This is a genomic window from Aurantibacillus circumpalustris (assembly GCF_029625215.1).
In the GTDB taxonomy this organism is placed as follows: domain Bacteria; phylum Bacteroidota; class Bacteroidia; order B-17B0; family Aurantibacillaceae; genus Aurantibacillus; species Aurantibacillus circumpalustris.
Genome location: NZ_CP121197.1, coordinates 1,170,708 through 1,194,210 on the forward strand (window position 1 = coordinate 1,170,708; position 23,503 = coordinate 1,194,210).

Sequence of the window (23,503 nt, forward strand, 5' to 3'; positions counted from 1 at the left end):
TTCTTATTTCCGACTTTCAATTTCAGCTTTTATTTCAGCTGCCTTTTCGTAATCAGAATTTGAAACGGCCGCCTTTTTTAAGATTTGCAGTTCTTCTATAGAATATTTGGCATATTTATTATCGGAAGTGCTTTCATTCGTTTCAAAGTTATTTCTGTTTTGCGGGTATCTGCCAAAATAAACCTTAAATGCTTCTCGAAGCCCTCTTTTAAAGGATTTGTCGTAAGCGTGCCGTGCAGGACTTAACGTTAATAACAAATAAAGTGGCGTTAAAACTCCTGCTGCCCCTGAAACTATCGCACCGTCACTCCCTCCTGCGGCAAGACCAGCTATTACACCCACAAGTGGTAACACCAAGGTTGGCCATTGAGCAATTTTCGTCATGCCTTCTAAATCAATTCTGGCACTAAAGTCATTATGTTTCAAGCTGTATATTTGAAGCGAGCCGATGGAGGTATATTGATTTGAGAAAGAATTGCCATTAAACGATGTGGCATAGTACGGAAAAATTAAAATGTCAGCATTAAGGTTTTGGGCCAATTCAGCGTACTTGTCTCGCGAAGATTTTGTATCCTCCATAGGCAAGCCCGATTGCTGGAACATTTGATTAGAGGTCTCGTATGAAATCACATTGCAACCATTTCGTTCAAGTATTTCTTTCATGATACGATAGTTTTTCCGTCGCCATTCCTCCGGGTTTTGCATGGTTACGGGCAATCTGTTAGGTAAAATTGCCGCTGTTTTCATTCTTACTGTGCCGGGTTCTATAGAACTTTCGGAATAGAGATAAGCTTTTCCCGTTGTGCGACATGACGTTAACGCGAGTAAAAATAAAAGTAAAATAACGATTCCTTGATTTGACCTTTTTTTCATATGTTTTTTATTTTTGTTTATTCATAGCGACTCGAAATATTTTTTATTGCTTTACTTATTCAATAATTAAAACCTCAACCAATAGCAGCAATATAAATTACTATCTGTTGTGAGACGACAGGAATTTAATTATTCCTGAGGCTTTTTTCGCTTTTGTATTTCTTTTTTTATTAATTCCGCTTTTTTATAATCTTCACTCTCTAAAGCCTTTATGAGCTTTTGCTCTAGCACCTCATCACTGTCATTTATAAATTCACTCGTAGCTGCACGAGCATCTAACTCTTTTTGAATTCCCAACATAGCATCCAAATCGTTTTTAGAATTTGCCTCCTTTAGCATGTCGTTAAGCTCAGCAACAGTATATGAGGCGTAATTCACTTTCGGTTTTGGCGTCTGTTTAACAGGTGGCTGAGGCGCACTCCAAGAGTCTTGAGAATATACATCTCTTGGAAGCTTTTTATATTTGTATTTGGTTTTTCTTGTGCTGATAATGTCGTATCTCAGCATTAATTGCAATGTGCTAATTTGAAAACTTGAGACAGATGTTTTACCCTCGTCAGTTCGAACATGAATGTTTGGATCTTCACCAGCAATAAGACGAAGGGAGTTTCTTATCCTTAAGTCTAAACTCATTTTTTTAGCGATCTTATACCCTAAACCATATGTAGCATAACCTCCACCTTTTGTTCCAATTGAGAAACCAAGAACAACATGAATTTTTTCTTGAAATAGTTTAAAGTTATTGATTAGGCCAAAATCCCATTCTGATATTCGCATTGTCTCCGCACTAACATCTGGAACAGAAAACCTTAAAACGTGATACATAATTGGAAAATCTATCCCATAAAATCTACCATGTATACCCGGACTAATACTAAAAAATGTCCCGAAAGCGTTTTTCACTTTGTAATTCTCATACCAATCATAGTCATACAAGGTTGTGGCTTTAATTATATTGCCCGTATAATAATCTATAGTTTCAAAATTAATACCTCTATTTATTCCCGCATAGCCACTGAATACAAACCCAGCACCAAGGTAGGTTTTGGCGCTATCTAATTCACGTATCACTTTTTGACGCGCTACTCTTGGTTTTTTTTGTTCTTCATAAAATTGCGATTTTCCTGTTTGAAAAACCAGAAGTAGCAACACCGACATAATAATTTTTTTCATATTCTTATTTTTTAGAATTTTCTGACTGGTCTAACTTTCTTTTTAGAAGATTTATTCATGGCAAGCCAATCATCAAATGATAAACTCATATCGACGGAATAAGCATAGAATCTGGAATCATCACAAGAACTCCAATATTCAAATGGCTGAATATTTAGAGCACTTTTGTTTTGTCTTAGGTAATACAAATCGTTAACAGTTGGTAAGTACCAATCAGAATAACCATTTAATACCAATTGCTCACAAACTGAAGCAGCATAGGCTACGGTATTACCATAATAATTAGATATTGAGCTAGTGTTCTCTGGCCCAGTGCTAGAATATCTGTAAAAATAAAAATAGTTTGCAGGAGAAGGGCTCCATATCAGGCCAGGGTCTGGATCCCAGCTCATTGAGACTCCACCCGTAACAGTAGGACTAGATGTAAATGAAGCAGACCAACTTACTAATGTTCCATCATTTCCCGGGACATCATCAATAATCACAAGTGCCCAAACTCCACTAAATGAAGATGCCGTGAGATTTAATTTTGAGAATGGTTCTTCTGGAGAAAAATAGCCTGAGGAAAAGGGCGCTACCCCTGATTTTGGCGAAGGATAAGAGCCGTACATTGAAAACGCGATGTCGTAGTTATCACCGCTTCCTCCATTCTTTTTTGAAAGCGCCATTGAATACCCATTTGGTGCTACCAAATAAATGGATAGGTCGCCTACATTTGGGTGCGTAATTTTCAGGTAAAGATAATTCATAGATGTTAAGTAAGCAGAGCCACTATAGTCTTGCGACACTGTTGCCGTAAGCGGGGTTCCGTTAGTAATACGACCCGATGCGTTATTTGAAGAAATGTCCTCTGGGGCTGCAACCAAACCGTGCTGCTTGGTGACATCGACATAAACGACTGTACCTCCTTCCACTTTGTCACCTACATTCCTTTCAACAGGTGGGGGTGGAACATCAGGTACAATAAGTTTGTCTTTACAAGTAGTCGTTAAAAGGGTGATTAAAAAAAGAAAGATTATTTTTTTCATAGTTGTGTATTTTAATTACAGTTTCTGATTCTAGCATGTAGCTCCCCGGCGTCAGTTATTACCTGACTTGTTTGAAGATATAACATGATGTGTTGTTTTCCTGAATTACATTTTCTGCTCTTTAATAGTAAAACTCCAAGTTCGCGATGCGCCTCACTATAGGTTGCTTTGAGTTTAATAGCATTTTGAAAGTGGCTAAAGGCAATCCCAACATTCCCATGGTATTGCTCATATAAACCCATCACATAAAAAGGAACTGCAAATAGTTTAGATTCGGATATGATGCGTTTTGCCAGCTCATACAAACTAGTGCTGATGATTGGCTTATCGCTATAGAGAACCTTATATAACAAGGCCACGTCATAAAATGAATGATCGGAAAATTGATTTGGACTAAAATTTACGGTCGTAATTAAGGCTTTAAGATTTGCTTCCACATTTGGAATATCGGGTGAAAGACTTAATGAAAGCATAAAGTTTTCAATGGCTTTTTCATTTTGATTTTGCTCCATGCATACTTTTGCAAGCGCATATCTGAAACGAGCGTCGTTGGGAAATGCTATGATAGCATATTCAAGCAATTGTTGAGCCGCCTCATATTTGCCTGCAACAAAAAAGTAAAAGCCGCGACAAACCAAATTTTCTTGATTGCCGGGCTCCAGCTTCTTCGCCTCTTTCGTTTCAATATCTGCTGTAGAAAGTTCTTCAAGCTGAATGCTAAACAAGCCTTTGTAATAGTGTGCTGTTGATAGATTAGGATATTTTTCAAGAAGATCATCGCATAAATTAATAGCAAGCATATACTCGGTCGCTTTACGTTTTCTGGCTGCATCTAAGGTGAAAAACGGAAGTTGATCGGCCATCTTTTTGATTTTTTCTAGCTTTGATATAGCCGAATAACTTAATGTCTCCGAATTGGAAATTGCCTGTTTGTCTATGTCTAAATTACCGATTCCTAAAGCGGCGGCAATTTGGTTTGACAAATTTTGTTGCAATTTAAACACCTCATTTATAGTGCCAGAAACCTCACTCGCATTGATAACTTTTGAGGTAGATACGTCAATGATCCTGGCTCTTACCACTAAGTTGTCTCCAGAAACTGATGCTGATCCAAATATGAAGTATTTTACTGCCACTAAGTTACCGAGTTCAACGGCTGTGTTTTCGTCAACCAGTCCAGATGCTTGCAACTTGATTTCTTCAATAATTTTAGAGAGGTATTTGCGTTCAACAATCTTAATATTTTTTTGGCCACTTAGTCTCACCGTAATCGCATCTATACAACTGTTTCCTATCCACTGTTGATTTGCGTCTGCTCCTTGGGTTAAAAAATCTGAAATGCCAATTGTATAAGAGAAATCATCTTCCTCAGGTGGGTTGCTACTGGAGAGCAAAAAAGAGATCACCGTAATCGATATTATTCGGGCTATCATCTTTAACATTTAATCAGTATTTTAACTTATTTTATGGGATTTTTTTAGGAAAGTTTATGATTGTTGTTAGGACAATATTACCAATTTCATTTTATCAATGCAAATTTTAATTAATTCCATTTTCTGAGCAACGCGATTCTTTTTATCATAAAAAGAATTTTTGGTTATATACAATAACGGGATATAAATTCTGATTTTTTTCATCTTTTATTGCGTTTTGTCGTTTTATAACGATGTGACAAAATAGATAGTCCAATTTCCAATTGCACTATCCTTTTGTATCATCGGTATCTACCAATTGCATAGCGCCAGCTGACGCACTAAAAAATAATTTGAATTTGCCTAAATTATTTTTCAAACTGGCATTAAATCTTATCAAAGGCAGACCAATTTATGATCTGTGCTGCCAATTGTTGTTTGGAGTCCCTGCACACGTGTGAATTTAATAAACGGGCGAAAACGCAAGAAACGGTGTCTGCTTGCCTCATACCGAAAATTCAGTAATAATAGCTAACGCATTAACAAATTTATTTTTGATTATAAAGTGTAAAGCTAATTGCAATCAGCGTAGTCCCAAATGTATTCGGAATAGTTGCTGCCGGCAACAATAACATGGCCAGCAGTGGACATAAAATTATCTTCGTAAACTTCGCCGGTATATTTTTGTTGTAAGCGATATACCTTTACGCTGCAATGACCATCATATTCAATTCTATGTAAAACAGCAAAGTCCATAATACGACCAGTAATTTCACCGGTCGGGGCATTTGTAATTTCCCAATCACTTACAATTTTCACTTTAAGTGGTGTTCTCTTATTATTTTGAATAGCTCTAGATATGTTGAAATATTCAATGAGAGCTTCTATTGCTCTTGCTTCTAGTATTGGCTCGTTGTTTTTAGCCAAAATAGAATTAAAATCCTTACCGATGCCCATGACTGAGTTTTTTGATTTATTCAGCGTAAATTCTCCTACCGCAAGGCTTATTTTGCCAGTGGCAAAAATTTCAATTTTGATAAGAAGTTTTCCTTCACCCGCTGAATTGATTGAATCAATAAAAGACGTTCTTGCAATGGAGCTTTTTCCGTTAGTTAGAACAAATTCAAAAGTCGAAATATTTGCTTCTTCAACCGTATTAAATTTATATTTATAAACTTCAGTATATTCTTTATCTTTTAAAGTAACATCGACCCAATAAAAAGGAGAATCATCGTCTTTGTAAATAGTGTATTCATTAAGATTTTTGGGTAAATACACTCTACAATAAATAATATCTCCAAGGTCAAAGGTCGCTTCAGCCAAACTTTCTCCCGAAGAAACATCAATAGGTTTATTTGAAAAAACAATTTTACTTTCAGTACCACCGCATAACGCAAAGGTTGCAATAGAGTAGAATAATATTAAAATACTTTTCATGCCTTTTGATTCACTATATTAAAAGTATAAAAAGTTTTTTATTCAAACCACTTATAGAGTTTTTTATAGCTAAGATTAACTGGGCCAATGCGCTACCCATTAACCATAGTTATAGATGCAGAGAACTTTGTTTAACTTTCGTGTTCTATTGCCTGGTATAAACAATTGTGCAACCACTTGATCCCTGAATTGGCGGCGTGTAGGTAGTTGTAAGTGTAAAGCTCTTCCCGTCTACTGATAGAGTACCAACACCCGAAGCAAGAGACGTGCCAACTGGCTGAGTGTACATTGTGAGCGAAGTGCCGTTTATTGACGCCGTCACTGAAAATCCGGAGGACTGGAATTGTTGATTAGAAATACTAATTTGGTTGTTATTTGTTGTTGAAGTCTTGATTACGGAGGTAGCATTAATACCCATAAAATTTGTACCGCAGTTGGAAACAGTTGTGTAATTACCTTCTAACTTATAAGCGTCGTTGCGAACATATACATAGCGGCTAACTTGCGCAGAATTACCTGCAGCATCTTGCACACTATAATAAAGGTAGTTGCCGCCAACCCGGCTCTTGTCTACTGTTCCTACTACCGTTACCCGGGAGCTGATGTCGCCATCCCTATCATCGTTGGCGGTAGCACCTGGGTCGGAATAAGTGCTATTCAAGGAAATTGTGTCGCTAGCGTTGCCTTTCAATGTAATTGTTGGATTGGTGGTATCGGGGGTCGGCTCAACAACTGGTTCTTTTTTTTTGCAAGCTGTTACAAATACAAGCGCAATTGCGACTCTAAGAAATGCTTTTATCATGTGGAAATTTTTAATCAAATGTATGAAATGCTAGTCTTGTTTCGATTTTTTTAACCTAGAAAAAAGGCGTATTTTCATAAGTCGGTTTTTAAATCGCAGAATTCTATATGGAGAACTTATGTTAGCTCAGAATCCTTAAGACTGTAGCGTTTAAAACGCCTCTTAGACAACTTTTAGCCCAAAATTTTTTAAACATCCAAGATTAACAGACCCGATAGACTATTCAGTGACCAACGAAATAGTTTAAAGCCACTGTAACGATATAATACTTTAGCAAAACTAAGTAGGAAGTTTGAGATAGCCCCTTTTACTGATCTGAAACCCTAAGGCTTCAGATTTACACTATGGTGCATAGGTTTATTCATATCCCCCCAGCAATTTCCAATGCACACCCACGGCCTGGTTTATGAATTATTTTATCACAAATAATAAGAGAACCGACTCAATTTTTACGACAAATTGCCTTATATTAGATCACCAAAAATACTGATATACTAGAAGGCTTATGACAAAAGATGTAAACATCACTTACAAAAAAGACGAGGAACATAGTTTCTTTTTTGTTCTCAATCAACGAGTAAACGATTATTTCGTTTCAAATAAACTTTCTAAAAAAACAAATGGTTTTGGCATTTTTAAAACCATCTTTTTTTGTGCTTGTTTCATTTTGCTTTATTCTTTTGTTATTCTTGCTCATGGGAATAATCTGCAACTATTAATTTGTTATCCACTCATTGGCTTTATTCAAATATGCCTTGTTCTTAACGCTGGGCACGAAGGAGTACACGATTCTTTTTCAAATAACAAAACCATTAATCATCTTTTTGCCTACACTTTTGACCTACTGGGTTCATCGGGTTACCTGTGGAAAATGCGTCACATCTATTCGCACCATCCAAATCCAATGGTTCCAGGTAAAGATGTGGACATTGAACAAACAGGCATGTTAACCTTTATGCCAATGGAAAATCCGCCAAACATTTTTAAATTTCAAAAAGTATATGCTCCAATATTATATTGTTTTTACACGCTCAATGCTATTTTAAAGCGTGACTGGACAGATTTTTTTTCTAACAAAATAGGACATAAAGTCGTTAAGCATTCAAAAAAGGAAGCCGTATCTTTTGTTGTTTCCAAAATAATTTATTTTACATATGCACTCGTTTTACCTTTGTTGCTTTCAGGCTGTACTTGGCCGACAGTTTTATTCGGCTTTTTTTTGATGCACCTCGCAGCAAGTGTTTCTGCAGCCGTTGCACTTTTTCCAGCACACTTGTATGAAGAGTCTATATTTCCTAGTCCAGATAATGAACACGGACACCTAAACACCACCTGGTCTGAGCACCAAATGAGTGTTACCATGGATTTTGGCACACGTCTTCCTTTTGTTGCTTTCTTTTTTGGTGGCATAAACTACCATGCCGTGCATCATCTTTTCCCAAGTGTTTCGCACGTTCATTTTCCGGAAATAAGAAAAATTCTGGATGCCACTGCGTTGGATTTTAATATTCCTTACAACCATAGGCCTTCTCTTAATACCGCTGTTATTTCACATTGGCGCTTGCTAAGAAAAAATGGCGTGGCGCACATGAATGAAATTATTTAAGTTCGAGCAAAATTATTTTTTTGAGCTGTCTATCTTCGTAAAAACCTAATCAAACGCTGGTACTCCTTCAGTAGGGCGCAGATTTTATTCGAACGAATTAACGGAGGTTTTAATGTGGCTGACACACGCATAGAAATTAACAGAATTTTTGCTGTGGGTTTTTAGTGACAAAGTAGAAATCGCTATAAATTCATAACTTTGTTACGATAAATTTATGATAGTAATTACCGGTTCAGCAGGATTTATAGGAAGTTGCCTTGTTTCGAAATTTAATTCAGAAGGCTTAACAGATCTTATTTTAGTAGACGATTTTTCTAAAATTGAAAAGGATAAAAACGCTAAGGGTAAAAAATTTACCAAAAAAATTGAGCGCTCTGTTTTTGTAGAATGGCTTCAAAAAAATTATAAAGAAATAGATTCTATTATTCACATTGGTGCGCGTACAGACACTACTGAATTCAATGTTGAATTATTTAACGAGCTAAATCTTAATTACACCAAGGCTCTTTGGAAAATCTGCACGGAACATAAAATTCCTTTCATCTACGCTTCTTCCGCAGCAACTTATGGTCTGGGTGAACATGGTTACGATGATGATGAAACAAAAATTCCTTTATTAAAACCATTAAATCCTTACGGTGATAGTAAAAACGATTTTGATAAATGGGCCATTCAACAAAAAGAAACGCCTCCACACTGGCAGGGATTAAAATTTTTTAATGTGTATGGGCCGAATGAATATCATAAAGCAAGAATGGCTTCGGTTATTTTTCATTCCTTTTATCAAATTAAAAATACTGGTAAAGTAAAATTATTTAGGTCACACAATCCAAATTATACCGACGGTGGACAATTACGTGATTTTGTGTATGTAAAAGATGTTGTGAATGTGATTTGGTTTTTATATTCCAAACAACCTAAAAGTGGAATTTACAATTTAGGAAGCGGTAAGGCCAGAACCTTTTTAGATTTGGCCGAAGCAACATTTAAAGCACTAAACATTGAACCAAACATAGAATTTATTGATACGCCCATCGATATTCGTGACAAGTACCAATACTTTACCGAAGCCAACATGCAAAAATTAATTTCAGTTGGTTATTCTAAACCTTTTACTTCTTTGGAGGAAGGGGTTGAAGATTATGTGAAGGGTTATTTGGATACTAATAAATACTTGTAAAAACGATTCTAAGTAAAGTCCCCATAAGATTCTTCAAGATAAATCTTGCGCCAGGAAATTTTTCACTTTTCTTTTCGTAAATTTATCTATGCAAAATAAATTTACACTCAAATTTTTAACGCTTTGTTTTTTTGTTTTTCAAAGCATTTGGAATATACACGGTCAGACGTCCGGTTGTCAAACTAGCAAAAACGCTCAAACGCAATCCATTTATTACTCTTCTGAAAACCTGCGAAGCGATACGTTTAATGTGTTAAAGTATACCATTAATCTTGAGATTGGAAACACAGGCAGTCCGCAGTTGGCAGGAAATACCCAAATTCGTTTTGCACCAAAATTAAATAACCGAACATTTATTCGATTTGATCTTCTTAAACTTGTTCTAGATTCAGTGAAAGAAAATACGCAGTTGCTTACTTATACTTATAACGACACCATTCTTAAAGTAAATTTCACAACGCCAAAAAACACTACAGATACATCAATCTTTACCGTTTATTATCATGGTATTCCACAAATTGATGGAACTGGTTGGGGTGGATTTTATTTTGACAATGCTCAGAACGCGCAATATGCATACAATCTGGGAGTCGGTTTCGGTGCTAAGCCGCACAACTATGGACGTGTTTGGTTTCCATGTTTTGACAATTTTGTAGAGAGAAGTAAATACGAATTTAATATCACTTCTGATTCTACACGAAGAGCTTATTGTAACGGACAATTAATGTCAGACTTTGTTACTGCAAACAAACGTACAAGAAAATGGGTCTTAAATGAAGAGGTACCAACCTACATAGTTAATGTTGCCTTAGCAAATTACACTCAGGTGAACTGGACAGTTAATACACTTACGGGGATTAAACCTATCACCTTAGTTGGTGTTGCTTCCGATACCACAGCCATGAAAACTGGCTTTGCAAACTTAAAAAATTGCATTACAGGTTTTGAAAATTATTTTGGTCCGTATAAATGGAATCGTTTTGGTTATTGCTTAGTTCCATTTAATAGCGGCGCCATGGAGCATGCAACCAATATTTCTTATCCAAGAGCTTTTATTGGAAATCTTACTTACGAAGCGGATTTAATGGCACATGAATTATCTCATCATTGGTGGGGAGATTTAATAACCTGTGAAACACAAGAAGACATGTGGATTAATGAAGGTATGGCAACCTTTAGTAGTTATATGTTTACTGAATGGCAATATGGAAAAACCGCCTACATAAATAAGGTTAAAGCTGTACACGAAGATCTTTTACATTTTCTACATAAAAATGAGGGCGGCTTTAGAGCAATAAGTGGCGTTCCGCATAGCCTGACATACGGTACTCATGTTTACAGTAAAGGCGCAGATGTCGCACACACGCTGAGAGGATATATGGGAGACAGCGCATTTTTTGCAGGGGCTAAATATACCATGCAGCAAAATGCATTTAAAAGCATTAACAGTAATGAGTTTAGAGATCATTTACAAACTAGTAGTGGACAAAACTTAATCGATTTTTTTAATAATTGGGTTTTCTCGGGCGGTTGGTCGCACTTCGCGATTGATTCAGTTCGTTACATTCAAAATGGCACTAATACAGATGCTGTAGTATCTTTAAAACAAAAACTATATGGCGCATCAACACTTCACTCAAGCGTTCCACTTGAACTGAGTTTCTTTAAAAGTGATTGGAGTCGTATCGTAAAAAAAGTAGTTATATCGGGAGCAACACAAACATTTACCTTAGCTAATGTTGGGACAGCTGTGTATTGTGCGCTAAATTATGATGACAAAATAAGTGACGCGACTTCGCATGAGGCAAAAATTATTAAGGTCAATGGAAATGTAAGTTATACATTGGGGAAACTGTTTCTTCAAGTTCAAAATGCGGGAGCGGATTCTTCTTTAGTAAGAGTAATTCATAATTATGTAAAACCTGATCCGTTTATTTACAACCCTATTCAGCATAAATTATCAGACCAACATTTTTGGAAGGTAGAAGGTATTTTATCTAATGGCTTTGTATCGAAAGCAAGATTTAATTACGATGGTAATAAAACAAACAGTGGTATATATGGATACCTGGATACGCTTTTAACTACTGTAAATGGAGATAGCATTAACTTATTTTACAGACAAAATGCAGCTAACAACTGGCGTTTGGTTACGAATGTTACAAAGTTTAGTTCTGGTTTGAAAAATGGATACATTCAAATTGACACACTTAAAATCGGTGAATATGCATTTGGAAATTATGGCGATTCAACTTTAGTCGGTGTAAATTTAAGTTCAAAAAGTAAAGTGGGAATTAAAGTTTATCCAAATCCCGCAACACAAACATGTGTAATTGATTTTAAAGAAACACCTAAACAAGAATATGAATTAACCGTATTTGATATTGAAGGTAAAGAGGTCATTCATAAAAATGTAAACGCAAAAAAAACACAGCTGGATATAAGCAACCTCGCAAAAGGAGCCTACTTATTGAAGTTCACGAATGAGGGTAAAACAGTTTCGTCGCAGAAGCTGTTGGTAGAGTAGTCTGTATATAGTCTATTGCACCGTAATTAATTTTTGACTTACTTTTTGCTTTTCAAAAGTTGTTTTGATGAAATAAACACCAGAAGCTATCCCATTTAAATTAATGATTTGTGAATGATAACCAGGAGTTTCTGGCTGATTATACAATTGTTTCACAAGCGCCCCTCTCATGTCGATTAGTTCTATGCCAACAGTCCCAGTTTTTTTAAGATTGTAAGAAATGTTTCCCAAATCCTTTATTGGATTAGGGAAAATAGAAACTTGCACGAGTGCATTAGTCTTATTCTCTTTTAACCCAACAGTTAATGTAGTATCAACTGGAGGCGTTGGTATTGGTCCAGCAATCAATGGCATAGATATCGGTGCGATTACAAAATCACCAGAAGTTGAATTATTTCCATTCACAGCATTTGCAATGGCATAAATTGTTGCATCTCCACTAGAAGGAGCTACCCATTTGTAAGTAAATGAGACCGAGGCGCCCGTTTTCACAGAATTATGCACGGCTGATCTTTTTGCGCCAATATTTAAAAATTTTACACCTGTACCAGCATTTTGCAAAACACCTGCATTTGTATTAGAGGGATTTAAAATTTGTGATGCAAAACCAAATTTAGAAAAATTTGTCGCTGAGGCTTGAATAGTGATTTGGTAGACAGAATCGGGTGTGTATTCTGTATCAGAATTAGCATTAACTGAAAATGCGGGAACGGCGGTTATGGTAAGGCCTGAATTCGCACTAAAACCACCGCCGTGGCAGCTTGTACATGTGGCTTCACCGGGAGAACCGGCATAACCTGCAATTCCATTATTATATTTTGTTATGAATGCGGATGTTCCAATTAAAATAGTAAGTGCCGTAAAAACGGTGATGAAAGTTTTTTTCATTGATAAGGGGGGTGTTTTCTTTTGATTTGGTTCTTTTCACAAATGTAGATTATAAGCCGATCTTTGAACTATCCTATTCCGTATTGTTCTTGCACTTTTCAACGTTTTTTTCTGAATTGTTGTCTATATTCATTGGGTGTAATTTTTGTTTGCTTTTTAAAGAACCGATTAAAATAAGGTACATCTTCAAAATGAAGGTTATAGGAGATCTCTTTGATGTGCATGTCTGTAGCATAAAGTAAACGCTTAGCTTCAAGGAGTGTTCTTTCCTGAATAAGTTGCGTGGCGGTTTTACCCTCTTGCTTTTTGCAAAGTGCGTTTAAGTGATTTGGAGAAATGGATAAATCTTCAGCATAATCTGAAACAGTTTTATGCGTTAAGTAATTTTCATCTATTAACGCTTTATATTGATTCACTTTCTGGCTTTTTTCTGAAGGAGTGCTCTTGATATTATCGTGTGTCTTGGTGAAGTAGGTTTTTAGTTTTAGTAGAATAACATTTAAATATGAACGGCAAATTTCTATACTATCCGCATGACTATGGTTCAGCTCGAAATCGATCGACTGAATTAATTCCTCCAATTGCACTGTTAATTCTTTCGTTAAATGTAAAACCGGATAATTAGAATTATTGAAATACGGAAAGACGTTAATTAAACGCTCCTTCGACTTCAGGGAAATGAAATCTTCGGCGAAGCAAACGACATAGCCGTTCTTTTTTTTAAGACTTAATCTGTGTATTTGACCTGGAGAAACAAAATGAACACTGCTATTTTCAACAGGGTAATGACTGAAATCTATTTCATGATTTCCCTTAGCTTGAATAAAAAATAAAAGCTCATAAAAAGTATGACGATGAGGAACGGCGCTGTTGTATACCTTTCCGCTGTTGTCAAGTAGATTAATAATTCCAAAACCCAAAGCATCCATTTCTTTGGTTTTAATAGCATGCACTGGAACTTGTTTGGAATAGGAACTCATTTTACCCTTTGTTCAAAATTAAGTTATTTCGGCTTTAGTTTAGTTACACTTTCAACAAGAAAAGGTTTAGAATAAACGGCTCCATCAATACCAACAGGAATAGCTACAGAGTAATTACCAGAGTTGTTAATTTCAATTATTTGTGACGTTTCTCCGGTTGACCATTCATAAGAAGAATAACCCCGCCCTGCATTCAGGTATAATTTATCATTTTTTCTATAAGATCGAATTGCCGGCCGTTGAATTTTCCAAGGCAAGTCCTCATAATTATAAGCACGGTAACTTGCTACTGTATCGGTAAAAACAATTTCGAACACTTTTGCACCTTTTGAATCTACAACATTAAAAAGAGTTCGTGAATTATTGCTCGTTCCGTAGTTAATTAGTGTATTACCATTCGCTAACCTCGATACTGATCCTGAGAAAACACTACTGGCTTTAGGATTATCCAAATATCTCCAGATCAATTCAATTTTAAATTTTTTTTCATCCAGTTTATATTCTTTCGCTAAAGCTGGTCTTATAACAGAATCCATTCTTCCATTATCAAATAAGGAAATATTAGTATTTGCTAAACGCCGAATATCATGTTGGCCAATAAATTTATCGGGATCATTGATGAACTCAAACTGATTTTTTTTACCGCCCAAACGCCAGAGCACTGTGCTATCACTTCTTTTAATTTTTGTAACTTCATTTAGATAACGTGCGGAAACAATATAATTCCCATCGTGATCGAGTTCTAAAGAATTAAAGTGAGTCCAATCAACATTTAACGTGTCTGTTAAGAAAAAGGAATCAACATCGGTGAAATCGTAATAATCTTTTGCGTGCCATTCAAAGACTACGTTCTTATTTATGTCTTGTTCTTGAATTACTCCGCATTTTACCTTGGCTTTTTTACTTCCAGGGAGATTCTTATTCATAAACATGTAATGCGAACTTAGATTTATTTCTATAATTTCAATGCCTAGTAAAGCATAGTTTCCATTCGGCAGTATTAGTAATTCATGCGTATCTTTTAAAAGTCCATTTTTGCAATAAACCGAATCTATAGTTTTAAATGTGCTATCTACTAGATAAAATTTATTATTGTAATAATATGAAATGAGCCCGTTATTGTGAAGTTTGAAGTCGCAGGTGAGTTGTCCTAAAGGAAGTTTTCTACAATACATAAGGTCTCCGTTATTATCTAGAATAAGATGACATTGTTTGGAATTAGAAACACCATTACTTATCTTAAGCAGTGTGCAAAAATAATAACCTGTAGATTGTGGTGTGCACACAGTTGTTGTATAAGAAGAAATTGCTTGTGCTGTACTACCGAAACTTACACAAAAAAAAAGGAGTGCCAAAAGTGTTTTCATTTCCGCATGTGCTTATTCAAAAATAGTGTTTTGTAACTAAATAATTCTATATTAATACGATATCATTTGCAATTAAACTTACAAGTTATTTATCTGTAAATTAATTCTATTCCGTTAAACTTTTCTTTTGTAGTAAGATAAAGTAATGATCAGCAAAATTTGCAAACAAGGCAAAGTTTGCAAAAATTCTTTCACAAATATTAAGAGCTTGTAACAGAATGGGTTTATTTGCAAAATAGGTATTTAAATAACTTGGAGGGACAAAAAGCCCAATTGGTCTTATTTTTATAGTTCTAAAATCTTTGAAAAAAACAGAACTAATCTCTTTTGGTGAATGATAATATGTTAAAAACTGCGCGCCGTTAATTTCAGTTTTTTGGCCTTGTTTTGTGTTTCTTCGTTTGTAGCGTTTGTCACCCTGCCAGAGGTAAAAAAAATTCTCCCAAAAACATTTTTTGCCCATTATTACTAATGCTAGATGTCCTCTATTTGAAATGGATGAAGAAATATTCGTAGAGAATTTTTTTAATTCCTCACCACTTAAACAATTTAAACCGCCAAAATCAGAAAACAAAAGATCAAAGGAAGAAGAAAGTTTTGTGTGTAATTCGTTTATATCTGAGATTTCAAAAATAACATTGTCAAGATTGTTTTTATTTTTTTTAGCTTGACCTTCCCTTATCATTTCACTAGAAATATCAGTAGCTAAAACCGATTTAACTTTTTGGGCTATGTAAATCGCATCTTCTCCTGTTCCGCAATTTATTTCGAGAACTTTTTTTTGTTTGCTTAGCAAAGGAAGTAAGTATTTGTAAACTCTTTTGCGCTGGAGAATGCCAATTGGAGAATTGGTAAAGTGCTTATCGTAATCTTTAGCGTATGAATTAAAAGACAATGTTGACATTCGGTTCAGTTTCTTTTAGTTTGGAAAGACTTCTTTGAGTCGCTGCTCTATAGAAGGGCCAAGCCGCTAACTTTTTTAAGCCATTTATACTTGATAAACTTTTTATTCTTTTCTCAGCCTTTTTTTGGCGATAAAGTTTATGAATAAAATGATGAAGCTGTTTATAGAATTCTGCTGAATACGTATTCTGAAACATCAGAGCCATTTCATCAGAGTCGCTCCAATTAGTTTTTTCCTTTAAGTCTTTTTTTACGAGCTCATAAAATTTTGTTCCTGGCAAGGGATAAGAAACAGAAATGCCGATATCATCTGGCAAAAGATCTCCTATCATTTTAACAGTAAGTTTTATGTCGTCGATGGTTTCATTCAGATAACCTAACTGGAGAAAAAGACAAACGCGGATTTTGAATTTTTTTAGTAGAGCTGATGCTTCATAGATTTGTTCAACTTTAGTTCCCTTATCCATGGCGTCCAATATTTTTTGAGAACCGCTTTCAGCACCCATCCACACTTCTGTACAGCCAGAATCTGCAAGCGCTTCAATGTATTTTGGTTCAACCAATAAATCGGCACGTGACTGAATTTTGTACGCAATTTTCAGATTCTCTTTTTTTACAGCCTCTGAGAATTCAATAACCCAACTAGGTTTTAGCCCAAAAATATCATCTGCAAACCAAACATGTGTAAAGCCAAATTGCAATTGCCATTTTTTTATTTCTTTGGAAATATTTTCAGGACTATGCGTATTGTAACGATTGCCGTAAATAGGCTTAGCGCACCAGTTGCATTTATACGGGCAGCCACGCGTAGTAACAAAGTTCAATGAAAAGTAGCCGTGTTTTTCCAGCCACATTTTTTTGTAGGGTGCAATGTCAATTAGGTCCCACGCGGGTGCTGGAAGGGTATCAAGATCCTTCAAAACATCTCTTTTTTTGCTTTTTTCAACTGCTGTATTCTTTAGATAAGCGATTCCCGAAATAGGGTCTATTGATGTCCCAGTTTTGAAAGCGTTACATAATTCCAAAACCGTTTGTTCAGCTTCTCCAATTGCAATAACGTCGGCACCATTATTTAAATAACTTTCATAATGATCGGCAGCATCGGAGCTTGATGTAATTACTTTACATCCTTTTGATTTTGCATAAGTTTGCATTTCAAAACAAGCTTCGCGCATGTTGGTGAGACACATTTTAGTTAGGTAATTAAAACCATCATCATAACTTATAAATATATCTGGTTTAAACGCATCAATAGTTGATTGAATGTCTTTTGACGAATCACAAAACATGGTGTCAAATAATTTTACATCATAACCTTTCTCTCTCAGGTAAGCCATTGCATAAAGTGTTCCCAGAGGAGGATAGGGCATAGCCGTTTTATATTGTTTGATGTCAAACTTTAAAAAATAGCTATGTGTAAAAAGTACTTTCATACAATTATCAAGAAGAAAAATAAGAATTGGAACAATACATATTTTAATAAAATTTATTTCGTGGAGCCAAATTTAAATAACATACACATTTAACACAGGTAGGATTTTTTTGAACATCTAGCGTTTTGCGGTAAGTTATACTTTTACTTGAGTTAAGAATGTCGTGTAATTGATTCTCCCTAATTGAACCAATTGAATCATGAAAAAAGCAGGGCCTCACAGTTCCATCAGCTTCTATAACTGTTGATACCCAGGGAGCATTACAATTTTTAAATGGAAATTCTGCAAGCCCATGATGTGCTTGATAGTACTGATGTATTTTTTGAATTTTAGCGGGTGACTCAGAAATAAAACGGGAGATGTATTCATTCTTAAACTGAACAGCTAGTTTATCGATCATTTCCTGTAGAGTGGATAATTCATCTTTTTTAACTAGCACCGAATCCTGTTTTTCTTTTTCCCATGGCTCTTCTCGATTAAACGCATCGCTAGTAACATCGGCAGGCAAAAAACTAATACTATCTAATCCAATTTCCTTAGCAGACATGATTATTTTATCCCAGATTTTAAAATTAAGTTGATGAATGACACAACGAGCCGAAATGGGGAAATCGGGTCGAACTTTCTTAAGCGCTTGAACACCTTTTTTCAATTCGGAATACGCTCCTTTAATGTTTCTTATTTCATCGTGCGTTGTTTCATCGCCATCTAAAGAGACAATTACTTCATCCACCAGATTAATAATTTTTTCGGCATGTCGTTCAACAGTTAAGCCAGTCGAAAGCAGTGTGATTTTGATATTTTGTTTTGCAATAAGTTCACAAAACTTAAAAAAGTTTTTATTCAATAAAGCTTCCCCGCCAGACATTACTATTCGTTTTGTATCTAACGATTTGAAAGAATTTAATAAGCCAGCAAGATCTTCTTCGCTAAGTTGTTTTGTGTTTTTATTTCCCTTCCAAATATCACACATCACGCAACGGCAATTGCATGCGCTATGAGGCATAAGAATTGCAATGGGTAACACTTCTATTTTATTTGTGATAGCAGTTTTGTACCTTTTAAGAGTATGAAAAAGTGTCTGCTCCATGAATAAACTATTTAAGTTCAATATTAAAGCGCGTTTCGTATTCTGTTTGTTTTTCACGCCACAGTTTAAGTACTTTATTTTGAAAACCTTTTGTATGTCTTTTGCAAACGTTTTTACGAGACCGGAATTGTAATTCAAAATCTTCTACAGCGAGTTCGGGATATTTTTTTTGCCAATGTTTTAATGTTATTTTCAAAAAGTAATCATCCAGTTTTGTTCCTAAACTACCAGAGAGAATCTTTTCAAGAAATGATTTTAAAAAAGGCTGTGGAGCTTCTTGACATAAGTCACCAGGGTGTTTTTGTTTATTTGGGAAGCGCCGTTTATACCAATTGTTTTCTTCTAAAAGTGAGTTGTACGCTGAATAGTTAACTGTTGGAATAAGGTGCGCAAGTTCTGTGCCAGAAAATGGATTATTATCTGGAATAAAAAGACTGTCTGAAGAGATAAAATAATTGGTACACCAAAATTTCCTTTTCTTTTTAGGTAAAAGTTTATAACGTATAATAAGTAGTGTGCGGCAAATCCACAAGCGATTAGGTTTTGTGATAATGAAAAAATCAATATCGCTTTCATTATCGTAATAATTCTTTGAGAGGCCACCAGAAAGACAAACACCTTCAACAAAAGGAAAAGAGGCTATTATACGGCTATATTTCACGGCTATAGGCATTATTTTTTTCGCCCCTTCGTTTCCAAGAAGTCTTTTAGAAAGATCGTTCTTTGTTCTTTCTAAATGCAATATAAACTCGCCATCTTGCTTAAGTAAATTATTATTCAAAAGCCCCAGTAGTTCTTTGGAAAATTGCTCCCTTGAAATAGTAATAGCAGAGTTTTCAAAGAGTTCGTCTTTTGTTAAAGGATACTTAAAAACGTCAAAGTACAAAACGGCTTTGATTATTTCTATTTGATCCTGTGTTAAAGACTGTTGTAAAGTTCTTATCATAGTTTTTGATCCAACTAAAGTATAAAAAAAAGTTTACACTTTAACAAAGTACTGATAAACAGTAATGACAGACACGGTTTCCAGACCAGTTATTTAAATCGTATTTTTGGTAAAATACACTTCTCAAATTTCACAACGAATAAAAAAAGCAGGCCATTTTTGTATTCTATATTTAAGAAATATCTTTATTTAATTGCATCGATCGTGCTCTTGGTCGTGGAAACAATTCTCGTTGGAAAGGAGCATTGGACAGGTGATTTCTGGATGCATTCGGCCGTTATAACAGAATTAATTGATCATCCAATCCATCCATCTCATCCAATCATTCGTTCGGAGGTCACCCATGCTTTTTACTCACCATACGCATTAATGGTGGCCATGCTAGCAAAGGTTTTTGCAAAAGATTCAATTTGGGCTTTGGAAGTGTTTGCTCTGTTCAACCTTCTTTTTTTTCTTTTTTCTTTTTTTTCTTTTTGCAAAGTCTTTTTCGAAAGACGACAAAATATAATCGCAGCTATTGGCTTAGCACTTGTGCTTTTTTTTTGGGGACAAGACCCGCCATTTTGGAGTGGCTATTTCCACATCATCGTGCTGAATGCGGTTTTACCTTATCCATCCACTTTTGCATTCTCTCTGGCCCTATTCGCTATAGCGCTTTACATTTCCAATAGAATACGAAATTTTACCTTTAAGAGTGCGCTAATAATTTTACTCACTTCTGTTGTGATTTTAACTCACACCAATACAGGGATTTTCCTCATCATTGTTCTTACCCTAGTAAATTATTCATTAAAGGAAATGTCTCTTTTCAAAACAGTTCTTTATTCAGGATGCATGTTGTTCTGCTCGGTTGCGCTTTGTCTGCTTTGGCCATATTACAATTTAATTGAACTTGTAACCGGCGACATTGATGATTTTAATGATCAATCGTATGTTCTTTATGAGCGCCTGGCTCAACAGTATTGGCCCAGCCTTCTGGCAGTTCCCATAATGATCTATAAAAAGGGTGACAAAATAATTCGGTTTCTAAGTGTTGGTGTTTTTTTGATGCTTGGTATTGTTTTTTCGGCCTATTTCGCGAAGTTTTACGGACTTTCGCGGTTGCTGTTTGGTGTCATGTTTTTTTCCGACCTTATAATAGCTTACGGAATCACCTTATTTTTTAATAAAGAAAGCACAATGCTGAAGCGGTACTATACAGGTCTGGTCTTCTTTGCAATGGTTCTATGCCTGTTCATAAACAGGGTTTATCTAAGACAAGTTTTCAGGAATCTAAAAAATGAAAAACAAATAGATTATTGTAAAAAGCTGGATTTCATTAAGGAAATCGTTCCTCCTGGTGAAACTATTCTTTCTGATGTTGGCACAAATAATATGATCCCAACCTACGGAGCAAGAGTTCTTGCAACATTCTATCCCGTGTATTGGATTCAGGATATTAAATCGAGAAGAGAATCGGTTGCAGTTTTTTTTGACCCTGAAAAACCGAATTCACTCCGTTTGAAGGCGCTGTTGAACTATAAACCCGAATATATTTTGATTGACCGCAGCAAATTTAATTTTGAAGAAAGTACAGAAATGTGGCTAAGATCGATAAGCGCAAACACTCAAAAGCGAGGATCAATGGAGCTGATAAAAGTAAACTATAATTTGTTCGAGTAAGAAAGTTGAAAAATATAGTTTTTTTCCCATTTGATCATCTTCTCATCTAACACCTTCAGATTTAGTCCATGTAAAGAAGCTATTTTTTTGATTCTTTGAATGTCGCAGTTTTCCTCGAGAATCATGTACGTTTCTGTCTGGTCGTTCACATAAGTTTTTAACTGGCTGGAAAGCCTTTCAAAATATTCCCCGTTTTCACCACAATACCAAGCATAATGCGCGTTTGTTTCTACCTTTTTAAAATAATAAGGCGGGTTTATAACTACAAAATCAAATAACTGCGATGGGATATTCATAAATAAATCACTCTGATAAATATGGAGGTTTTCAGAGGACTTAAAATTCATGGAAAAATTTAACTGCGTATTTTCGACAGCTTTAGGGTCTATATCGATGGCGGTTACAGACGCTCCCTTCTGAAAAGCCAACATACTTAGCACTCCGGTCCCAGATCCTATTTCAAGAAAATTTAAATTTGTAAACTTTTTTTCTAAAAGAAATTTGTATAGATATTTTGTGCTGAAAAATAGTTTTGGGTGAAACACTTCCTTAAATACCTTTAGTTTAAATTTATCAAATTTAACATTCGAATCACTTTTAAGGTAAAGCTTAAGAATGTACTTATAAAACGTATTATAAAAAATATACGATAAACGACGCATTTAAAAACCTTCTGTTTCGGGTTGCCTATATTTCCAGAGCACCTGTAATAATCTTAGTTCTTTTGGAAATGTGTATAATTTGAGCTTATACCTCCAGATACTCGCTAGTTTAAAAACTAATTTTTTTACGGGACTTAATTTTATATCCGACACCGTTGGATGGTAAGCATTTAATACTGTTTCGAAATTTCTTATTTTATCGATCATGTAGGGCTTTAACCAAGGTGTCAATGGGTTTTTTCTGAGATCAAAGTTTTCCCATGCCGGACTGATCCAATCTTCAAGCGTTTCTGGAAATTTAAACCCTTCAGATTTAACCTGTTCATACATGTCAGAACCTTCACTTGGCACGGGACTGTAGGTGTATATAATTATTTCTGTTTCGCGATTTACTTCTTTTATTTTTCGAATAAATGCAATATCATCGTCAATTTGTTTATTCACCCTGCTTTCTGATTCTAGTGGTGTGCCGAGAACAAATGAATACTCAGGGATAATTCCAAATTTTTTAAGCCGTTCGGCAAAGCTTACAATTTGTTCCGCGGTTTGAGTTCCGCCTTTATCCATTTTTTTTAATATTTCATCGCTTCCAGTCTCTGCTCCAAAGAAGATCATTTTGCAACCTGCTTCTTTAATCAGTTGCAAAGATTCATCTTTATATTTATCCATGGTATCAATTCGCGCTTCTCCCCACCACACCATGTTTTCATTCTTAATAAGTTTTGCGAATTCAACGACACGTTTTTCGGAGACAAAAAAATTATTATCATGAAATTCTATAGCATCGGCACCATACTTGTCTTTCAAAGCTTTCACATCTGAGTAAACTCCCAACGCTGATTTGCCTTTCCATCGAGCGTTGTAAATAGGAACTACCGCGCAGAAGGAGCAGGTAAAAGGACAACCAAAACTGCTATGATACGCCAAGGTTTTTTTCCCTAAATAAGACGGACCAAGATACCTTTCAATTGGATAAAATTTGTTGAGAGCATCGTAAGGCAATTGAGGCAATTTATCGAGATCTGGCAGTTCGTCCTTGCCGGTTTTAATAAACTTATCTTCTTTTTTATAGATGAGATTTTTAATATTTTCTAAAGGCAAATTTTCAGCGATAGCTTTTAGTAATTGTGGGAAGGTAGAATCTCCGGGACCGTTAACCACATAATCTACAAAACCAGAGTTTAAACACACTTTATATTGATTCGATGCAAAATACCCACCCCAAACAATTGTTACCGCTGGATATTTTTCTCTAATTTTTTTACTGATTGGAATTGCTTCCTTTAATTGAGGGCCTGGCATAACGCTACAGCCAAAACAAGTATATTCTCCAGTTGAAAGGTATTTGTCAATTTTCAACCACGAATCTTTTTCTAAGTTTCCATCTACAATTGTCCATTCGTAAGTTGAATGAATACTTGCCGCAACCTGCAAAATACTGTTAGGAATGCGGGGTTTGTACTTAGCTGCGCGGGGATTAAATAGTAATACTCGTGATTTCATAACTTGAAGTGAACTAAGGTATAAAAAAAAG

Annotated in this window: 19 protein-coding genes; 4 read left to right on the forward strand and 15 right to left on the reverse strand. The window is 35.4% G+C overall.

Annotation, left to right across the window (positions count from 1 at the left end):
* Positions 1 to 3: 3 nt before the first annotated feature.
* The 6 genes from P2086_RS04895 to P2086_RS04920 all read right to left on the reverse strand — a co-directional run bounded on the left by P2086_RS04895 (position 4) and on the right by P2086_RS04920 (position 6,725).
* The gene (locus P2086_RS04895; protein ID WP_317899319.1) at positions 4 to 873 is read right to left on the reverse strand and encodes a UvrB/UvrC motif-containing protein; all 870 of its coding nucleotides are present in this window, start codon (positions 871 to 873) and stop codon (positions 4 to 6) included.
* A gap of 129 nt (positions 874 to 1,002) precedes the next feature.
* A complete protein-coding gene (locus tag P2086_RS04900; protein WP_317899320.1) occupies positions 1,003 to 2,046 on the reverse strand; it encodes a hypothetical protein in 1,044 nt (347 codons plus the stop codon).
* Positions 2,047 to 2,057: 11 nt separating this feature from the next.
* On the reverse strand, positions 2,058 to 3,074 hold the full coding sequence (locus tag P2086_RS04905; protein WP_317899321.1) for a proprotein convertase P-domain-containing protein: 1,017 nt from the start codon (positions 3,072 to 3,074) through the stop codon (positions 2,058 to 2,060).
* Between the two features lie 11 nt (positions 3,075 to 3,085).
* A complete protein-coding gene (locus tag P2086_RS04910) occupies positions 3,086 to 4,507 on the reverse strand; it encodes a FlgO family outer membrane protein (protein ID WP_317899322.1) in 1,422 nt (473 codons plus the stop codon).
* A 552-nt stretch (positions 4,508 to 5,059) separates the two neighbouring features.
* Entirely contained in the window at positions 5,060 to 5,923 is an 864-nt protein-coding gene (locus P2086_RS04915; protein ID WP_317899323.1) for a hypothetical protein, read from the reverse strand.
* A 145-nt stretch (positions 5,924 to 6,068) separates the two neighbouring features.
* A complete protein-coding gene (locus P2086_RS04920) occupies positions 6,069 to 6,725 on the reverse strand; it encodes a DUF5011 domain-containing protein (protein ID WP_317899324.1) in 657 nt (218 codons plus the stop codon).
* Between the two features lie 505 nt (positions 6,726 to 7,230).
* On the opposite strand from P2086_RS04920, the gene P2086_RS04925 reads away from it, so the two are divergent.
* The 3 genes from P2086_RS04925 to P2086_RS04935 all read left to right on the forward strand — a co-directional run bounded on the left by P2086_RS04925 (position 7,231) and on the right by P2086_RS04935 (position 12,038).
* A complete protein-coding gene (locus P2086_RS04925) occupies positions 7,231 to 8,331 on the forward strand; it encodes a fatty acid desaturase family protein (protein ID WP_317899325.1) in 1,101 nt (366 codons plus the stop codon).
* A 214-nt stretch (positions 8,332 to 8,545) separates the two neighbouring features.
* Positions 8,546 to 9,511: an ADP-glyceromanno-heptose 6-epimerase gene (rfaD, locus tag P2086_RS04930; RefSeq protein ID WP_317899326.1), complete on the forward strand. Its 966-nt coding sequence runs from the start codon at positions 8,546 to 8,548 to the stop codon at positions 9,509 to 9,511.
* Between the two features lie 88 nt (positions 9,512 to 9,599).
* Positions 9,600 to 12,038: a M1 family metallopeptidase gene (locus tag P2086_RS04935; RefSeq protein ID WP_317899327.1), complete on the forward strand. Its 2,439-nt coding sequence runs from the start codon at positions 9,600 to 9,602 to the stop codon at positions 12,036 to 12,038.
* A gap of 12 nt (positions 12,039 to 12,050) precedes the next feature.
* On the opposite strand, the gene P2086_RS04940 is transcribed toward P2086_RS04935, so the two are convergent.
* The 7 genes from P2086_RS04940 to P2086_RS04970 form a co-directional block, all read right to left on the reverse strand.
* Positions 12,051 to 12,926, reverse strand: coding sequence for a T9SS type A sorting domain-containing protein (locus tag P2086_RS04940; protein ID WP_317899328.1), 876 nt, complete (start codon positions 12,924 to 12,926; stop codon positions 12,051 to 12,053).
* A 98-nt stretch (positions 12,927 to 13,024) separates the two neighbouring features.
* Positions 13,025 to 13,906 (reverse strand): AraC family transcriptional regulator, encoded by an 882-nt coding sequence (locus P2086_RS04945; protein ID WP_317899329.1) that lies wholly within the window; start codon positions 13,904 to 13,906, stop codon positions 13,025 to 13,027.
* Between the two features lie 23 nt (positions 13,907 to 13,929).
* Entirely contained in the window at positions 13,930 to 15,273 is a 1,344-nt protein-coding gene (locus tag P2086_RS04950) for an aryl-sulfate sulfotransferase (protein WP_317899330.1), read from the reverse strand.
* Positions 15,274 to 15,379: 106 nt separating this feature from the next.
* Complete coding sequence (locus P2086_RS04955; protein WP_317899331.1) at positions 15,380 to 16,177, reverse strand: class I SAM-dependent methyltransferase; 798 nt, start codon at positions 16,175 to 16,177, stop codon at positions 15,380 to 15,382.
* Positions 16,158 to 17,609, reverse strand: a complete 1,452-nt coding sequence (locus P2086_RS04960) for a B12-binding domain-containing radical SAM protein (RefSeq protein ID WP_317899332.1) — start codon at positions 17,607 to 17,609, stop codon at positions 16,158 to 16,160. The genes P2086_RS04955 and P2086_RS04960 overlap by 20 nt, the downstream gene beginning before the upstream one ends.
* Positions 17,610 to 17,652: 43 nt before the next feature.
* Entirely contained in the window at positions 17,653 to 18,699 is a 1,047-nt protein-coding gene (locus P2086_RS04965) for a radical SAM protein (RefSeq protein ID WP_317899333.1), read from the reverse strand.
* Between the two features lie 7 nt (positions 18,700 to 18,706).
* Positions 18,707 to 19,645, reverse strand: coding sequence for a hypothetical protein (locus P2086_RS04970; RefSeq protein ID WP_317899334.1), 939 nt, complete (start codon positions 19,643 to 19,645; stop codon positions 18,707 to 18,709).
* 216 nt (positions 19,646 to 19,861) lie between these two features.
* On the opposite strand from P2086_RS04970, the gene P2086_RS04975 reads away from it, so the two are divergent.
* On the forward strand, positions 19,862 to 21,307 hold the full coding sequence (locus tag P2086_RS04975) for a hypothetical protein (RefSeq protein WP_317899335.1): 1,446 nt from the start codon (positions 19,862 to 19,864) through the stop codon (positions 21,305 to 21,307).
* On the opposite strand, the gene P2086_RS04980 is transcribed toward P2086_RS04975, so the two are convergent.
* Positions 21,289 to 21,969, reverse strand: a complete 681-nt coding sequence (locus tag P2086_RS04980) for a methyltransferase (protein WP_317899336.1) — start codon at positions 21,967 to 21,969, stop codon at positions 21,289 to 21,291. The two genes, P2086_RS04975 and P2086_RS04980, sit on opposite strands and share 19 nt — an antisense overlap.
* Positions 21,970 to 23,472, reverse strand: a complete 1,503-nt coding sequence (locus P2086_RS04985) for a B12-binding domain-containing radical SAM protein (protein ID WP_317899337.1) — start codon at positions 23,470 to 23,472, stop codon at positions 21,970 to 21,972.
* Positions 23,473 to 23,503 lie beyond the last annotated feature (31 nt).

Coding starts and splice junctions, on each gene's coding strand:
- P2086_RS04905 (WP_317899321.1), bottom strand. CDS start 3,074: ATGAAAAAAATAATCTTTCTTTTTTTAATCACCCTTTTAACGACTACT.
- P2086_RS04960 (WP_317899332.1), bottom strand. CDS start 17,609: ATGAAAGTACTTTTTACACATAGCTATTTTTTAAAGTTTGACATCAAA.
- P2086_RS04955 (WP_317899331.1), bottom strand. CDS start 16,177: ATGTCAACATTGTCTTTTAATTCATACGCTAAAGATTACGATAAGCAC.
- P2086_RS04965 (WP_317899333.1), bottom strand. CDS start 18,699: ATGGAGCAGACACTTTTTCATACTCTTAAAAGGTACAAAACTGCTATC.
- P2086_RS04910 (WP_317899322.1), bottom strand. CDS start 4,507: ATGATAGCCCGAATAATATCGATTACGGTGATCTCTTTTTTGCTCTCC.
- P2086_RS04900 (WP_317899320.1), bottom strand. CDS start 2,046: ATGAAAAAAATTATTATGTCGGTGTTGCTACTTCTGGTTTTTCAAACA.
- rfaD (WP_317899326.1), top strand. CDS start 8,546: ATGATAGTAATTACCGGTTCAGCAGGATTTATAGGAAGTTGCCTTGTT.
- P2086_RS04950 (WP_317899330.1), bottom strand. CDS start 15,273: ATGAAAACACTTTTGGCACTCCTTTTTTTTTGTGTAAGTTTCGGTAGT.
- P2086_RS04925 (WP_317899325.1), top strand. CDS start 7,231: ATGACAAAAGATGTAAACATCACTTACAAAAAAGACGAGGAACATAGT.
- P2086_RS04920 (WP_317899324.1), bottom strand. CDS start 6,725: ATGATAAAAGCATTTCTTAGAGTCGCAATTGCGCTTGTATTTGTAACA.
- P2086_RS04970 (WP_317899334.1), bottom strand. CDS start 19,645: ATGATAAGAACTTTACAACAGTCTTTAACACAGGATCAAATAGAAATA.
- P2086_RS04895 (WP_317899319.1), bottom strand. CDS start 873: ATGAAAAAAAGGTCAAATCAAGGAATCGTTATTTTACTTTTATTTTTA.
- P2086_RS04980 (WP_317899336.1), bottom strand. CDS start 21,969: ATGCGTCGTTTATCGTATATTTTTTATAATACGTTTTATAAGTACATT.
- P2086_RS04985 (WP_317899337.1), bottom strand. CDS start 23,472: ATGAAATCACGAGTATTACTATTTAATCCCCGCGCAGCTAAGTACAAA.
- P2086_RS04935 (WP_317899327.1), top strand. CDS start 9,600: ATGCAAAATAAATTTACACTCAAATTTTTAACGCTTTGTTTTTTTGTT.
- P2086_RS04940 (WP_317899328.1), bottom strand. CDS start 12,926: ATGAAAAAAACTTTCATCACCGTTTTTACGGCACTTACTATTTTAATT.
- P2086_RS04915 (WP_317899323.1), bottom strand. CDS start 5,923: ATGAAAAGTATTTTAATATTATTCTACTCTATTGCAACCTTTGCGTTA.
- P2086_RS04945 (WP_317899329.1), bottom strand. CDS start 13,906: ATGAGTTCCTATTCCAAACAAGTTCCAGTGCATGCTATTAAAACCAAA.